General features: G+C 43.0%; 19 protein-coding genes and 1 riboswitch. Of the genes, 13 read left to right on the top strand and 6 right to left on the bottom strand.

The features are described 5' to 3' along the window. On the bottom strand, positions 1–162 hold a 162-nt coding region (locus F957_RS21275), incomplete at its 3' end, for an NAD(P)-binding protein (RefSeq protein WP_016660480.1). A gap of 186 nt (positions 163–348) precedes the next feature. On the opposite strand from F957_RS21275, the gene F957_RS05745 reads away from it, so the two are divergent. From F957_RS05745 to F957_RS05765, 5 genes are all read left to right on the top strand, one after another. Next, positions 349–972, top strand: a complete 624-nt coding sequence (locus tag F957_RS05745) for a DUF1285 domain-containing protein (protein WP_016542372.1) — start codon at positions 349–351, stop codon at positions 970–972. 43 nt (positions 973–1,015) lie between these two features. Then, complete coding sequence (gene murI / locus F957_RS05750) at positions 1,016–1,903, top strand: glutamate racemase (RefSeq protein ID WP_016542373.1); 888 nt, start codon at positions 1,016–1,018, stop codon at positions 1,901–1,903. 95 nt (positions 1,904–1,998) lie between these two features. Then, positions 1,999–3,027 (top strand): DUF4062 domain-containing protein, encoded by a 1,029-nt coding sequence (locus F957_RS05755; protein ID WP_016542374.1) that lies wholly within the window; start codon positions 1,999–2,001, stop codon positions 3,025–3,027. A 365-nt stretch (positions 3,028–3,392) separates the two neighbouring features. Continuing rightward, positions 3,393–4,409: a ferrochelatase gene (gene hemH, locus F957_RS05760; RefSeq protein WP_016542375.1), complete on the top strand. Its 1,017-nt coding sequence runs from the start codon at positions 3,393–3,395 to the stop codon at positions 4,407–4,409. Positions 4,410–4,438: 29 nt separating this feature from the next. Then, entirely contained in the window at positions 4,439–5,083 is a 645-nt protein-coding gene (locus F957_RS05765) for an MBL fold metallo-hydrolase (RefSeq protein ID WP_016542376.1), read from the top strand. Between the two features lie 27 nt (positions 5,084–5,110). Here F957_RS05765 and F957_RS05770 read toward each other — a convergent pair whose 3' ends face one another. Continuing rightward, the gene (locus F957_RS05770; RefSeq protein WP_016542377.1) at positions 5,111–5,302 is read right to left on the bottom strand and encodes a DNA gyrase inhibitor YacG; all 192 of its coding nucleotides are present in this window, start codon (positions 5,300–5,302) and stop codon (positions 5,111–5,113) included. A 90-nt stretch (positions 5,303–5,392) separates the two neighbouring features. Between F957_RS05770 and F957_RS05775 the strand changes: the two genes are divergently transcribed. The 5 genes from F957_RS05775 (at position 5,393) to F957_RS05795 (ending at position 9,769) form a co-directional block, all read left to right on the top strand. Then, complete coding sequence (locus tag F957_RS05775; protein WP_016542378.1) at positions 5,393–6,037, top strand: class I SAM-dependent methyltransferase; 645 nt, start codon at positions 5,393–5,395, stop codon at positions 6,035–6,037. Further along, the gene (locus F957_RS05780; RefSeq protein ID WP_016542379.1) at positions 6,030–7,232 is read left to right on the top strand and encodes a TIGR03862 family flavoprotein; all 1,203 of its coding nucleotides are present in this window, start codon (positions 6,030–6,032) and stop codon (positions 7,230–7,232) included. Before F957_RS05775 ends, F957_RS05780 begins: the two co-directional genes overlap by 8 nt. Before the next feature lie 118 nt (positions 7,233–7,350). Next, a complete protein-coding gene (gene dctA / locus F957_RS05785; protein ID WP_016542380.1) occupies positions 7,351–8,613 on the top strand; it encodes a C4-dicarboxylate transporter DctA in 1,263 nt (420 codons plus the stop codon). A gap of 124 nt (positions 8,614–8,737) precedes the next feature. Then, positions 8,738–9,148, top strand: a complete 411-nt coding sequence (locus F957_RS05790; protein WP_016542381.1) for a GFA family protein — start codon at positions 8,738–8,740, stop codon at positions 9,146–9,148. Between the two features lie 18 nt (positions 9,149–9,166). Beyond that, complete coding sequence (locus tag F957_RS05795) at positions 9,167–9,769, top strand: flavin reductase family protein (protein WP_016542382.1); 603 nt, start codon at positions 9,167–9,169, stop codon at positions 9,767–9,769. A gap of 45 nt (positions 9,770–9,814) precedes the next feature. Here the strand turns inward: F957_RS05795 and F957_RS05800 are convergent, their stop codons facing one another. Continuing rightward, on the bottom strand, positions 9,815–10,147 hold the full coding sequence (locus F957_RS05800) for a HopJ type III effector protein (RefSeq protein WP_016542383.1): 333 nt from the start codon (positions 10,145–10,147) through the stop codon (positions 9,815–9,817). A gap of 140 nt (positions 10,148–10,287) precedes the next feature. Here F957_RS05800 and F957_RS05805 point away from each other — a divergent pair, with 140 nt between their 5' ends. The 3 genes from F957_RS05805 to F957_RS05815 all read left to right on the top strand — a co-directional run bounded on the left by F957_RS05805 (position 10,288) and on the right by F957_RS05815 (position 12,145). After that, positions 10,288–11,139 (top strand): DUF2071 domain-containing protein, encoded by an 852-nt coding sequence (locus F957_RS05805; RefSeq protein WP_016542384.1) that lies wholly within the window; start codon positions 10,288–10,290, stop codon positions 11,137–11,139. An 80-nt stretch (positions 11,140–11,219) separates the two neighbouring features. After that, a riboswitch (Fluoride riboswitch) is annotated at positions 11,220–11,286 on the top strand. 132 nt (positions 11,287–11,418) lie between these two features. Then, positions 11,419–11,799, top strand: coding sequence for a fluoride efflux transporter CrcB (crcB, locus tag F957_RS05810; RefSeq protein WP_016542385.1), 381 nt, complete (start codon positions 11,419–11,421; stop codon positions 11,797–11,799). Positions 11,800–11,815: 16 nt separating this feature from the next. Continuing rightward, positions 11,816–12,145, top strand: coding sequence for a DUF190 domain-containing protein (locus tag F957_RS05815; RefSeq protein ID WP_016542386.1), 330 nt, complete (start codon positions 11,816–11,818; stop codon positions 12,143–12,145). 91 nt (positions 12,146–12,236) lie between these two features. Here the strand turns inward: F957_RS05815 and F957_RS05820 are convergent, their stop codons facing one another. The 3 genes from F957_RS05820 to F957_RS05830 form a co-directional block, all read right to left on the bottom strand. After that, positions 12,237–12,491: a type B 50S ribosomal protein L31 gene (locus tag F957_RS05820; RefSeq protein WP_004656092.1), complete on the bottom strand. Its 255-nt coding sequence runs from the start codon at positions 12,489–12,491 to the stop codon at positions 12,237–12,239. Between the two features lie 210 nt (positions 12,492–12,701). Further along, positions 12,702–13,994, bottom strand: coding sequence for an ABC1 kinase family protein (locus F957_RS05825; RefSeq protein ID WP_016542387.1), 1,293 nt, complete (start codon positions 13,992–13,994; stop codon positions 12,702–12,704). A 196-nt stretch (positions 13,995–14,190) separates the two neighbouring features. Continuing rightward, positions 14,191–15,549 carry an MATE family efflux transporter gene (locus tag F957_RS05830; RefSeq protein WP_016542388.1) on the bottom strand — a complete coding sequence of 453 codons (1,359 nt, stop codon included), beginning with the start codon at positions 15,547–15,549 and terminating at the stop codon, positions 14,191–14,193. Between the last annotated feature and the right edge of the window lie 20 nt (positions 15,550–15,569).

Here is a 15,569-nt window from a genome sequence, read left to right as displayed (position 1 = left end):
CGCACCTACTTCAGAGCCTTTTTCAACAACACAAACAGAAAGATCAGGCAGGTTGTTTTCAATCGCTAATTGACGAATTTTAATCGCAGCAGATAAACCCGAAGGTCCTGCGCCTACGATCACTACGTCAAACTCCATCGCTTCACGTTCGATGTGTTCCATGTAGGACTCCTCATATTTTTAGGGGTGGCAACCGTAATATTGCGATTCGGTGCTGCCATGAGTGTTCTGAATTGCCAAACACAAATGATAGTATGTGCTTGCAAACGTTTGGGCTAGTATAGTTTTAAACCTTGATCTCGCCAATTGGCTGAGCGGTCATATTTTCTCGTCAGCAAGGCATAAACTATGATAAATGAAAATGATTCTCCACAAAACCCTTTAGAAAATCAGGGAAAAATCATGTTTTCTGATGATAAAAACTTAATCGACATTGCACAATACATAAAAGATGTACAGCAAAGTCACAAAAGGTCAATTCCCCCTTTAGAGCAATGGCACCCAAAGCATTGCGGCAAAATGGATCTACGTGTAAAAGCCAATGGCGAATGGTGGCACGAAGGTCAATTGGTTAAACGCCAAGCGCTTCTGGACCTGTTTACCAAAGTGCTCTGGAAAGAGGATGGTAAATTCTACCTCAAAACCCCAGTTGAGCAGATCGAAATCGAGGTTGAAGATGAGCCTTTATTGATCAATCAGGTTGATCAGGTCGAGCTTGAAGGCAAGACCTATTTACAACTGACCACTTGCAATCAGGATGTTGTTATTGTCGATGAAGCGCATCCGATTTTTATGCGCGAATATCAGGGGGAGTTAAGGCCCTATGTGCATGTTCGATTCGGGATCAATGCCTTGATCCAGCGGCAGAGTTTTTATCATCTCATCAACTACGGCAGTTTGTCTGAAACTGCGCAAGGCGAGACGGTTTTAACACTAAAAAGTGGTGATTTGATCTTGCATTTGAGCACCTGAGGTTTAAGCTTAAACCAGTGAATAACCGAATATCCGTGCGTATATGACTGCCGTTCAAACCATGCCTCTTTTACTCAATCCTATGCCACATGCATCAGCAGATGCACCGATAGGCGTTTTTGATTCAGGTGTGGGGGGATTATCGGTAGCACAAGAGATTGCCCGACATTTACCCAATGAACGCATTCTATATTATGCCGATACTGCACATGTACCCTATGGCGCACGTTCCGATCAGGAAATCCGTCAACTCACAGCACAAGCGATAGAGTGGCTGTATCGTCAAGGCTGCAAAATTGCAGTGGTTGCCTGTAATACCGCTTCTGCATTTAGTTTGGATTATTTGCGTGACCATTATGGCGAGCGTTTTCCAATTGTTGGTTTAGTCCCAGCTTTAAAACCTGCAGTGATTCAGACCCAATCCAAAGTAGTGGCGGTACTGGCAACACCGGCGACTTTTCGTGGGCAACTGATTAAAGATGTCATGGCGAATTTTGCTCAGCCAGCAGGGGTTAAAGTCCTGACCGTGACCAATCTGGAATTGGTCCCTTTTGTTGAAGCAGGACAACAGATGAGTCCTGCATGTTTGACGGTGTTGCAGCAAGTTTTGCAGCCTGTGGTTCAACAAGGTGCTGACTTTTTAGTCTTGGGCTGTACCCATTATCCTTTTTTAAAGGACGCAATTCGTCAGGTTTTTGATGAAAAATTAAAATTAATTGATTCTGGACAAGCAGTTGCGCGACAAACCGCGTATATTTTAATTAAAAATGGGTTATTATGTGACAAATTGCGTCATAATATTACACGGATCGAATGTTATGTCAGTGGGAACAATGCTGTAGCGCTGCAAGCAGTTTTACAACATCTGATCCCTGAGCAATTTACATGGAAGATTAAAAATCTGGACGATATTAGGGTGGAAAATCACTAAATCGTGCCGTTTTTATAGATTTTATTGGGGTTAGCTGTTAATAAAAATCAAGATGCATACTTGATATTATTGATAAATGAATTGGGGCTTCGCCTATGCAAGATACTCGTTATCAAGTCTTTATTTCCACCTCTGGTAATGAAATGCAACCAGAGCGAGCGGTTTTGGCACAAACTCTTGTGGGAATGGGATTCCTGTCTTGGGGTTTAGAGCAACGTACACCCTTAAGTACCTCGATTGCACGTCGTCAGATTGATGATTGTGACTATGTGGTGATTCTATTAGGCAGCCAGTATGGCGAGCAATCCGTTTCAGGTGTGGGCTATATGCATCTGGAATACATTTATGCGATGACCAAACAGAAGCCTGTCATCGTATTTATGCATGAAGATCCCGAATCGCGTGATAGCAAATTGCATGATCCCAAAGCAGAACTCAAAGAAAAATTTAAAGAATTTAGAAAGCAACTTCAACATGAAGTCGATCAAGTTTTTTGTTACCGTACATTAAGAGATTTAGAACTCGCTGTGCGCTCCAGTATGCCGCAGATGTTAGAACGTTATCCTGTGGTGGGTTGGGTCCGTCCACAAAATACGCAGGTATTGCGGGATGAAATTGATGCATTGCGTGCCAAAGTCAAACAACTCGAAACAGAGCTGGGCAACCGCGAAACAGATCCACTGACCAATGTTGCAAAAGTCTCGATGCATGAACTGTATTCTTTTGAGTATCGCATGCATGCTTATCAGGATGGTAATTTCAAAGAAGTTAAACCGCACCGTAAAATGACATGGGCACAATTACTGAATGTCTTGGGTTCGGCCTTTGTGATTCCAACACCAGAAGAATATTTTTCTAAGCGTATGAATGAATATTTAAATGAAACAGGTCTGGATGATGCACGTAAGGAGATGCCAAGAGCGCATGCGGTTTCTCGTGCTCAAGTCAATATTCGGGCGTTGCATGAGATTAAATTGCAGATGCGTCAAAATGAATGGATCATGCCGACTGGACGAGATGATCGTCAGCGGATGTTGTGGCAACTAACGGCGAAAGGGCAGAAATTACTAGAAAGTAATGTCCTAGACAGTAATCGGGTTTTTCAGTTTAAGACCATGCACTAGGGGCTGCTGATGTTTCAGCCATGTCTTGCGTTATCGACTAAAACCACACAGACAAGGCATGAAACGTAGGCAATGGCGATCCCCTTGTCAAGTTTCATAACGAAGTTTGGGGCAGTTTTAGTCATAACCCTTTGGGACAGGGATATTTTTGCCGCTACTACGTTATGCCTTATTCATTTAGAATTCTAAATTTCATAAGCCATGCCTTGTACCGTCTAACAAATCTTGAGCCGTATACGGCTCATGTCGCAATGAGAGCTATAGCTCGTAAGGTGAAATATCAACAGACCCTAAATCCAATTTAGAAAAAAGCACTAAAACTGCTAAAGTAATTGAATGAATTCAATGAAAAGCGGATACGGTCTATGTTAGCGACACAAAAACCTAAAGTGACAGTGGTTCTGGCAAATTTAGGTACGCCCGATGAAGCCTCTGTACCTGCTGTGCGACGCTTTCTAAAGCAATTTTTATCTGATACTCGTGTGATTGAGATACCCAAGTTACTTTGGTGGATCATCTTGCATCTATTTGTGCTGACCTTTCGCCCGAAACGTGTGGCTGAAGCTTATGCATCGGTTTGGTCAAATGACTCGCCAATGCGTGAAATTGTTCTAGAACAAACACTGCTGATTAAACAGCGGTTACAAGAAGAAAATCATCAGTTTGAGCTTACGGTTGTTCCTGCCATGACCTATGGGCAGCCCAGCATCTATACCGTGTTAGATCAGTTGGCAAAGAATCCGCAAGAACATGTGATTCTATTGCCCTTATTTCCACAGTATTCTGCAACCTCAACTGCACCGCTATATGATGCATTCGCCAAGTGGATTCCCCAGCAACGCCATTTGCCTGGCATCACGCTGATTAAAGATTATTATCAGCATCCGATGTTCATTCAAGCCTTGGCTGATAGCGTATTAAACTATCAATTACAGCATGGTAAAGCTGAAAAATTATTGATGTCATTTCACGGAATTCCTCAGCCCTATGCGGATAAAGGTGACCCTTATGCCGATCGCTGTCGTGTGACTGCACGTTTGGTGGCAGAGGCTTTACATCTAAACGAGGATGAATGGGCGATTAGCTTCCAGTCAAGATTTGGGAAGCAAGAGTGGGTCAAGCCGTACACTGACCAACTATTGCAACAATGGGGTGAGCAAAATGTACAGTCCGTACAGGTGATTAGTCCTGCATTTTCAGCCGATTGTCTGGAAACGCTGGAAGAGTTGGCAATGCAAAATAAAGAGATTTTTCAGCATGCAGGTGGTGGTGACTATGCCTATATTCCTGCCTTGAATGCAGATCAGGCGCATATAGATTTGCTTGCCAGTCTGGTTCAGGCTAATCTTGATGCACTCACTCATACCTTAGCCCATCGTTAAATCGACGCTTTATTTCGCCAGAGGTTTCTATGCTACAAGTCAAAATTGTCCCTGTTACTGCGTTTGCCCAAAACTGCTCAATCTTGTGGGACAGTGAAAGCAAAGAAGCGATTTTGATTGATGCGGGTGGTGATGCGGCGGTGTTGAAAAAAGAAGTAGACGCATTGGGTCTCAAGGTCAAGGCACTCTGGTTAACCCATGGACATCTTGATCATGCTGGAGCTGTGGGCGAATTGGCTGAAACTTGGAAAATCCCAGTGATTGGCCCACATAAAGAAGACCAATTCTGGTTGGACATGATTCAAGAAGTCTCAGCGCGTTATGGTTTCCCCATTCCACAGCCCGTTAAAGTCGATCAATGGCTTGAAGGTGGTGAAGTCTTAACATTGGGTGAGGATGAATTTGAGGTTCGTTTTGCCCCAGGTCATACTCCAGGCCATGTCATGTTCTATAACGCCAAGCATGGCTTGTTATGGACGGGGGATGTGTTGTTTAAAGGCTCGATTGGACGGACTGACTTTCCCAAAGGCAATCACCAACAGCTATTAGATTCGATTCAACGCGAATGCTTTAGCCTGCCAGATGAAACGCAATTTATCTCAGGTCATGGACCGATGAGCACTATCGGTTATGAAAAGCAATTCAATCCTTTTGTGGCAAGCAAAGCGGGTTAATTTCGGCACGACTAACCATGAAGATGATTAATCTTCATAATCATCTTCATGCCGTTTCAGATCAGCTTGTGGCGCATCTTGTGTGGGCAGTTTGTACTCATCACTGGCCCAAGCACCGAGATCAATCAATTTACAGCGCTCTGAGCAGAAAGGACGAAATGCATTACCTTCCCAAGTACTGGCTTCACCGCAACGCGGGCAGGGAAATGTACGTGGCATAGAAAATTCCTAAAACAAAACTAAATAGATTAGGCAAAAGTAAGGTGAGTTGTTAGACTTATGCCGATTTCTAGATAGTTTGATGAGATTATGTCGATTCGTCAATTTCAAGCACAACGTATGCAAGCCCCTCGTGATTTTATTGCCATTCCCAATACGCCGATCTGCGTTGAAATTGGGGCAGGAAAAGGCAAGCACGCCTTGTTGTTTACGGGGCAAAATCCGCACACCACGTTGTATGCAATTGAACGAACCAAAGAAAAATTTTTGGCGATGCAGAAGCAGCACCAATTAGAGCCACGTGAGCATTTAAATCCGATTCATGCTGATGCATTACCTTGGGTAGTGCATGCTTTGTTCCCTGCGCAAGTGCAACAGTTTTTTATTCTCTATCCAAATCCAGAACCGCATAACCCAGCACAGCGCTGGCTGAATATGCCATTCTTCGAGTTTCTACTGTCTCGCCTTCAACCGAATGGTACGATTATACTGGCAAGCAATATTCCTGAATATATTGATGAAGCGGAACAGCAATTAATAGCCCTGTGGAAACTGCCCTTCGAAAAGCAAAAAATTGCAGCAGATTCTGCCCGAACACATTTTGAAATTAAATATTTAGAGCGCGGTGAGTTGTGCCAACAGTTGATCATCCGCAAACCAGAAGGTTATGTAACGCGCTTTGATGACTTTGCCCCTTTACAAGGTCAAAAAGCGCAAGAGCAATCTGATGTCTAAGCGTGTTGCGATTATTGGTGCTGGTCCAGCAGGCTTGATGGCTGCTGAAGTATTGAGCCAATACGACTATGAAATTGATGTATTTGAGCAGAAACCTTCGGCGGCGCGTAAGTTCTTGATGGCTGGAAAAACAGGTCTCAATATCTCGCATGCGGAGCCCGTCGATACGTTTATACAACGTTATGACCATGCTGCATGGTTGGGGCCTTGGGTGAAGCAATGGGATGCACAGTGGATTCAGAACTGGATGCAAGGGCTTGGTATTGAGTCCTATGTAGGAAGTTCTGGTCGGGTTTTTCCGATTGAAATGAAAGCTGCACCCTTACTTCGTGCGTGGTTAAAACGCTTAATGACCGATGGTGTGCGTTTCCATTACCGTCATCGTTGTGTGGATATATCCAATAACCAACTCACGATAGAAAACCGGATCCAGCGTTTTAGCGCAAACTATGACGCGATTATTTTGGCCTGTGGGGCAGTGTCATGGTCGCAATTAGGCAGTGATGGGGCATGGCAGCAATGGCTGGCTTCAGGTGAGATTGAGCCTTTTCAAGCCAGTAATGTCGGTGTGCTGAAAACATGGTCGCCGTTTATGCAGGCGTGTTTTGGTCAGCCACTGAAGCGAGTCAATGCATGGATACAATCCGAACAGCAAACGCATGGTGATATCATCATTACTCATTACGGTTTTGAAAGTGGCGTGATTTATAAACTCGGTCGTGATTTAAGAGCAGAATTGTCGCAACAGCAGAATCTACAATTACATCTGGATCTGCTACCTGATGTCAGTATTGATCAGTTAGAACAAAAATTACAGGGCAATAAAAAGCAATCTCTTACCAATCTTTGGCGTAAAGCGGGTTTAGATCAAGTCAAAATTAATCTGTTGCGTGAAGTTGTTGCAAAAAGCTTGTGGTCGGATGCCAAACATATGGCACAGCAAATCAAACAGCTCCAAATCTCCTTAGAGGGCTTCCGTCCAATCGAAGAGGCGATTAGCTGTGCTGGTGGGGTCAAGCAAAGTGCTGTATCACCACAACTGCAATTGCAGTCCAATCCTTATGTCTTTTGCTGTGGTGAAATGTTGGACTGGGATGCACCAACAGGGGGATATTTACTGACGGCTTGTTTCGCAACTGGGCGTGCAGCGGGAGAAGGCGTACATCAACGCTTAGAGCACAGTCCTATAAGATAATGTTTTCAAAAGAATTGACTTAAATTTATATATTTTTCATGTTCTAAATCACTCTATTTTTATTTGTTGGCGAGTTTCTTGCACTGTTGAGATTTATCTTGTTATTGATGAATGTTCAATGTGGCAGCAGTTTAAGTCCAGTCTATTTCTTCAAGTTATTTTTGCTTTAATTCTTGGCATTATTATTGGTATTAGCTTTCACGATTTTTCTTTGGCTTTAAAGCCTCTAGGGGATGGCTTTATTGCATTGATCAAGATGTTGATTGCACCCATTGTTTTCTGCGTGGTGGTACTTGGATTGTATGGTGCAAATGACCTTAAAAAAATGGGAAAAGTGGGTGCAAAAACAATTCTATACTTTGAGGTGGTGACGACTATTGCATTGATTCTGGGAATTGCGATTGCTTATATATTTAAACCGGGTGTCGGTATGAATATTGATATCACGAAGCTAGATGGCAAGGATTTAAATGTTTATACCGAACGTGCACATAGCATGAGTTCGGGCGCAGATTTCTTATTACATATTATTCCAAAAACCTTTGTAGATGCCTTTGCCCGTGGCGATATTTTACAAGTTTTATTGATCGCGATTCTGTTTGGTATCGCGTTATTAATGATTCCAAAACATTTTGCCGAACTAGTTTGCAAGGCAATTGAAGCCTTTTCCGAAGTGTTTTTTAAAATGATGGCTTTGATTATCCGTCTAGCTCCAATCGGTGTTTTTGGGTCAGTCGCCTATACCACCGCAAAATTTGGAGTAGATTCACTGATGCAACTGGGCTATTTAGTCTTACTATTTTATGTGACTTGTATTCTATTTGTGCTGATTGTTCTAGGTGGAATTCTTAAAATTTCAGGTTTAAATATATTCAAATTTCTAAATTATTTTAAAGCAGAACTGTCGATTGTATTGGGAACGGCATCTTCTGATTCGGTACTGCCACAGATCATGAAAAAATTGAAAAATCTCGGGATCAAGGAATCAACCGTAGGCTTGGTCATTCCAACAGGTTATTCTTTTAATCTCGATGGATTTTCTATTTATCTAACGCTTGGAGTGATATTTATTGCACAAGCCTGCAATATTGATTTATCCCTGCATGATCTACTCGCCATTTTATTGGTTTCTTTAGTGACCTCTAAAGGTGCACATGGTATTCCGGGTTCAGCATTGGTTATTTTAGCGGCAACCTTATCTGTGATTCCGAGCCTTCCAACCATTGGTTTAGTTTTGCTGTTATCCGTGGATTGGTTTATTGGAATTGTACGTGCGTGTACCAACTTGATTGGAAATTGTGTGGCAACGGTTGCGATTGCACATTGGGAAAAGGATATTGATCATGCTCGTGCCAAAGATGTTTTAAGCCAAAAGATTTAGTTGGTGGCGATCCAAAAGATTGTCGGAGTAAATTGAAATGCTCTGAATCAATACCATTTGTAATTTGCATAGGGATGAGATCTAGCCTATATTTTTAGTGGAAAAATCATCAAAGGAATGTGCAATGACTCAGATCTCGCCTATATATCGTGGTAGCTGCTTATGTGATGGGATTCACTATGAAATTCATGGTGAAATTGGTGAGATCATACAATGCCATTGTCAGCGTTGTCGTAAAGCCAATGGTACGGCTTATGCAACCAATGCACCAATCAGTAGTGCAGATTTTAAAATTACTCAGGGTGAGCATCTGGTTAAAAAATTTGCTGCATCGGGTGTGTATCGCTGGTTTTGTGGCGAATGTGGCTCTCCACTGATCAGTTCGCGGGATGCGCAGCCAGAATTACATCGTTTAAGAATCGGGACTCTGGATACGCCTTTGCAGCAAAAACCGAGCATGCATATTTTTGCGGCTTCTAAAGCCGAGTGGGATTGCATCGCTGATGATCTACCGCAATATGCTGAACGTCCTTAAAGTGGGTTTATTTTTGCGATGATTTTTGAAACTGCTGATTTAGAGCCCAATGAGATCTACCGACTTTTGGTCGGTGGAGTTTCACCTCGACCGATCGCATGGATTAGTACGTTATCCGCAGATGGCGTTGCCAATATCGCTCCATATTCCTTCTTTAATGTCGCTAGTTGTAATCCACCTATTCTGTGGTATTCACAAGTCAATCCAAGAAATGGGCAGGATAAAGACACCATCAGAAATCTGATTGCAACCAAAGAATGTGTGGTGCATATCGCCAATACGGCCTTGTTGGAAAAAATGAATTTATCCTGTGCTTTATTGCCTCCAGAGCAAAGCGAATTTGAGTTTGCACAGATCGAGTCTGAACCCAGCCATATGGTTGCAGCCTTGGCAGTGAAGCATGCACCTGTGCGTTATGAATGTCAGTTAAGAGAGGTGATTCAACTCAGTAGCCTGCCATCAGGAGGTACTGTGGCTTTGCTGGATGTGAAATCGATTTATGTCGCTGATCATTTGTGGAATGGTCAAATGATTGATCAGCAGCAACTTCAGAGTGTAGGCAAAATGGGTGGAGATTTTTATAGTTTAACGACAGACTTGCGAAAATTGTCGCGTCCTTGAATCCTAAAACATGAAAGAAAAAAAGGAGGTTAAACCTCCTTTTTCTTATTTTGCAGTAAGTGCTTCAGCTTCAAATTTGACACCATCCCAGCCATGTTGCATAAACTGGCGGATATTTTGATGGTCGGTGGCTTCTGGTGTTGCCAATACAGACGCATAATGCTCCGCAAATAAACTGAGCGTATCCGCTTGACTCAAGCCTTCAATTTTGGCGAAGCTAAGTACTTTGGCACTGCCTTGATTTTCGGTTGCAGCATTCGATTGTGCGCCATTTTGAAAAGCGGTTGGGGTATGTTGATAACGAGCTTCGATAAATGCCAATACATCAGCAAATTTTGCTGTGCCATCTTTAAGTTGTGCCAATACGCTTTGCGCCATTTCAAAAATTCCATGTTGAGTGAATCAATGGCAAGCATCATAACATTGAAACTGTAGAATAGAAGCTGGGAGCGATTTGAACTAGACGTCGTTGATTCAGCGGTTTATGCTCAAACAGAACATTAATCTATTGAATAATAATGAATAGACATCGTTTAAAGTTATCAACTTCCACCGCTTTATTTCGCCTTTTAGCGCCTATTTTAAGTTGTGGTTTGCTGTTGCAACTCCGTCGTATGATCATGCGACGACTGCCTTTTCTGCGCTTGCAGAGTCAGGTCAGCAATGTGGTGTATTTGTCTTGGTTGGTTGATGTTGAGCAAGTACGTCTGCGCTATCCGAAATACGTACCGTTATGGGAAAAAGATGGGAAAACCATTTTTACCATTTTGACGTATCAGCATCAGCATTTTGGATTCAGTTTCTTGGGGAAATTACGCCAGCTGATGCCTTCACCCAAACAAAGTAACTGGCGTTTTTATCTGGATGACTCACAGCCCAAGACCGTGATCTTTGAACAGGTCATGGTTGATCAAGCCTTATATGTGATGGGGGGGCGATTGGCCAGTGATGTGATGCCAGCACAATATGCATCGACGTTTCGGCATCAACGGGATGAACAAGTGATTCATACTGAAATGAGTGTTGATGATCATTATTCCTTGAAGAGTGATGTGCAAATCAAAGGTGAAAAACAGTTACCTGCTGCATGGCAGTGTCTATTTTCCTCATGGGACGAAGCAGTTCGATTCTTGGTTGATCAAGATCATGCATGGGCAGAATGGGTGGATCAACCGACACGCATGTCGCAAGGGGATATTCAGATGCCAGTTCAGTTTCAACAGATTCAAGCCGCTGAGGTTCGTACATTACAGGCTCCTCAATTGTTGCAACAATTCGGTTTAGATCATGATGCTGAAGCTTTTGCTTTTGTGGTTCCTGCACTGGATTTTGAAGTGCTGGGTGAGCAAGTTTTATTTAAGACCACATAAATTGTGGATAACTTTATGTTTATACACAGTTGCTTGAAGCTTAAAAACAGCGGTTGAGTTGTCTAAAAATTATGTTATTTTAGAACAAAGGAGATGGCATTCCTCCTATTACAAACCGCCATTGTGGCTAATGATGCCTACGTTACCCTGAACAGGGGGCGTAGGTTTGTGCGTGCTCTGTTCCCATTTTGGAGTTCGCTGATGAAAAATAATCAAAAAAACGTTGATCTATCCATGTTAAATGTCGCTTTATCTCCTGCGCGATGTGTGGAGTAAGCCATGTATTATCCTTTAATCTCCATTGCTTTAGGCTCGGTACTCGGCGCATGGTTGCGTTGGTTCTTGGGTTTAAAACTCAATCCAATTTTTCCCAATATTCCTTTAGGTACAGTCACCGTTAACTTTGTTGGTGGCTTTATTATTGGTTTTGCAATTTCTTATTTTTCTCAAAGTTCACTGAGTCCAAATTACAAACTGTTTGTGATTACAGGCTTCTGCGGTGCATTAACCACCTTTTCGACCTTTTCTGCCGAGATTATTGCTTTATTACAAAGTGGTAAGTTGGGGTATGCCTGCGCAGCAATTTTGATTCATGTGGTTGGCTCGCTGATCTTTACTATTTTGGGCATGAGTTTGCATCAATGGCTGAGTGCTGCATAGCTTTGGAGTGATGACAATGAATGGATTTTTACTGAGTTTTTATACGGCACAAAATCGGGCTTATCAGGGACAACAGATGAGTGAGTGGTTGTTGGCTGTGGCGAAACAGATGAATTTGCGTGGAGCAACAGTGCTCGCTGGACTGGAAGGTGTGGATCATCAAGGCTTATTTCATTCGGCTAGTTTTTTTGAATTGGCGGATCGACCTGTGCAGATTCAGTTTGCAGTGACAGATGAGCAGGCAACAGAATTAATGAACTATCTGAATGACAAAGAAATCTCTTTGTTTTATGTCAAAACACCGATTGAATTTGGGGTGGTGGGGCAGGTCAAGCCGGATTCTTGAAAGTGAGGCATAAAAAAAGAAGTCTAAGTGGAGGAGAGATAGCCTTAGACTTCTAATGCTTACAGCCTAATGTGTGAAACTTAAATGAAAATTAAGCTTTACGGTTAAAGCGTGCAAAGCGTTTGTTAAAGCTTGCGACACGACCTTCATTGCTGGCTTGACGAACTTCACCTGTATAAAACGGATGTGAAGCACTGGAAATATCAAGGGTAACGTAAGGATAGACCTGACCTTGATATTCTTTGGTTTGTTTGGTCTGAAGCGTACTACCAATCAAGAAGTAAGCATCGGCATTGGTATCGTGAAACAAGACCTGTTGATAAGCAGGGTGGATATCTTTACGCATTTTGAATGACTCCTATTATTAATAGAAATGTTATAACATAACAATATATGCCGTCAATCTTATTCATTTCAAGTTTTTTTGGAATTTATTTGTAAACAATGAATCCGCGAGCATGAGATATGGAACTTTGCTCAAGCCATTTGATTTGTTAAAAGTTTGAATATGAATGAAATAACAATGCCAATCATCTGATTGGCATTGTTATGACATTTAGTTCGGGACCAATTCTTCAAATAAATCCTTGAGATTGTCATGCACTTTGAGGTGAATCAGGTTCCAGTAATGTCCTGAAATGGTTCGGTTGACCATTAAGGTATCGGGAGAAGGCTTAAACACATCCCAGTATTTCAGGGATTTTTTCACTAATAGCATGCCATCGTGATGCGATGAGTTCTTGGCAAAGTCATAATGGGTGCTTAATGGACGCAACAGGATTTCAATCCATTGGGTATACAGTTCAGTTGGGAATTTTTGTTTCTCAGCAATCGAATGCAGTTCAACCAGTAGATCTTCAACCTGAGCAATATCCTCTTGGCGGGCTGCATTGACCAGTGCTTTGAAGTGCTGAATGATTTCAGGTGAAAGGGTTTTAACGCTGCCATAATCATAAATAATCACGCTGCCATCTTCACGGAACGCAAAATTGCCGGGATGTGGGTCACAATGGAACCGTTTCAAGAAAAACATTTCCTGCCCTAGGGCGCGAATCAGGCGACGACCGATTTGATTACGGGTTTCAACTGACCAAGTGCTGGCGGTTTCAATCGATTCACCCTGTTCAAGACTGAGCGTGAGTACCCGACGCGATGAATAGTCTTTATAGACAGTGGGGATGATGATTTGATCATCCAACTTTTCATGGAAGGTTTTAAAGACTTCTAAGTTTTGTGCTTCAATTTCATAATTCAGTTCGGCAGATAAACTGTCTTGGATTTCTTGAAACAGTTGATCTTGCAGCTTCTTATCAATTTTCAATACACCCATTAAACGTAAAGCCAGACGAACCTGTTTTAAATCACTTTCACAGGCTTGATCTACCCCAGGGTATTGCACTTTCACCACCACAGCCTGACCGTCTGGCAGTACTGCACGATGTACTTGACCAATCGAGGCAGCAGCAAAAGGTTCAGTCTCAAACGAGCTAAAAATCTGGTTTAACGGTTTGCCCAACTCTTTTTCAACTTGTTGCTGAATTGCAGCAAAAGGCATGGCAGGGGCTTGACGTTGCAGTTTGGCAATCGCCTTCGCGACTTCTGGTGGGAAGATGTCTTTATATTGCGAAGCAATTTGCCCGACTTTCATCACCGCACCTTTCATCTCACCTAAGGTGTCGGCAATTTGTAAGCCGATGTCTTGGAACAATTTGCTGCGAGCAGCATTTTTTTGTTCTTCATCTGCGGTGAGATTACGAATGGAGTTGGCAACGCTTTTGCTGGCAATACTTGCGGTCATGCCAGCCAGTTTTAAAAAACGCTTACTGGGAGAGCTTGCATGTTTTGCCATATGGACTTGACCTCGGGTGATCCAGTTTCAACGTGATGCTTTGATCATAGGCGACAAAACTTAAATTGCCTATACCAAAATGTTAAGTGATGTAAGTATGCTGTGAAAGGGGGGAATGGAGGTATTGAATGAGAGGATGAGTTTAAGAGCAGCATCCATGCTGCCCTGAATCAATAACGCTCAATGCGAGTTAATTTTATGTATTGAGGGCACGCTGTGCCAAACGTTTATTGTTCAAATATAAACGGCCGATTAGCAGTACACAGGCAATGCTTAAACCGATAATCAGGCCGAGCCAGACACCCGCAGCGCCCCAAGCCGTATAGCGAGCCAGATACAAACCAATCGGGAAGGCTACCACCCAATACGCCATTAAGGTAATCCACATTGGCGCTTGCGTGTCTTGCATGCCACGTAAACAACCTGCGGCACTGACTTGCCAAGCATCCATCAGCTGATAAGCCATCGCGAACCAAAGCAGATACATCGCCACTGGAATCACATCGATATCCGTGGTGTAAATCGCCACGATATAGGGACGTGCAAGCGCAATCAAGGTCATGGTGAAGGCAGCAAAGATCGTAGCGGTGATCAATCCCACGATTTGTACTTGTCGCATCGCATGCCAGTTTTGTTCGCCATAATACATGCCAACACGAATCGTCAAGGCAATGGCTAAGGACAGCGGAATCATAAACAGCTGTGAGGTGACTGAAATGGCAATCTGATGGGCTGCAATGGCATTTTCACCGAGCGGACCCAGTACAATCGCCCCAGTACTGAAAATACTGACCTCAAAGAATACGGCGAGGCCAATCGGTAAACCCAGTTTTAAAATGCGTTTAATCCACACGGGATCAAGTTTTTCCCACTTGGTGAAGATCGGCGCCTGTTGATAGGCTTTGGCTTTGGAAATATAAATCGCTAAAGTGATAAACATCAACCATTGCAAGATTGCCGTTGCAAAACCACAACCTGCGCTGCCTAGTGCAGGAATTGGCCCAAAGCCATACATAAAGATAAAGTTCAGCGGAATCAAGACCAGTAAGGCAATCAAGCTAATGGCTGTGACAGGACGTGGGTGTCCCAATGCTTCAGAATAACTGCGTAGTGCGGCATACATCATCACTGCAGGCATACCAAAGCCAATCGCGTGTAAGAATAGGCTCGCTTTCGGTATTAAGCTTTCAGGCACACCAAAGAGCGGTAGGAACATGGGCATACATTGCAGAATCAACATCGCTACAATACCGAGAATCACAGCGACCCATAAAGACTGGCGGGCAATGGTTGGAATTTTTTCAGGGGTTCTTGCACCACGGGCTTCTGCCACCAAAGGTGTTGTTGCCAGCATGATTCCTGCAAAGAGCAGCATGACTGGAATCCATAGACCAACACCCACGGCAATCGCGGCCAAATCGGTGGCAGACAGATGCCCTGCCATAATGGTATCAATTAAACCTAATCCAGCTTGCGCAAACTGTGTAATCAGGATCGGAAACATCAAATGGAACAGCTGTTTAAGTTCAAACCGCTTGGTTGTGGCATGGGACACAAAAAATACTCTTATTAAAA

Source organism: Acinetobacter gyllenbergii CIP 110306 = MTCC 11365, assembly GCF_000413855.1.
GTDB lineage: Bacteria > Pseudomonadota > Gammaproteobacteria > Pseudomonadales > Moraxellaceae > Acinetobacter > Acinetobacter gyllenbergii.
The sequence above is the reverse complement of the archived record's forward strand: the minus strand, read 5'-3'. Positions and strand labels throughout refer to the sequence as shown.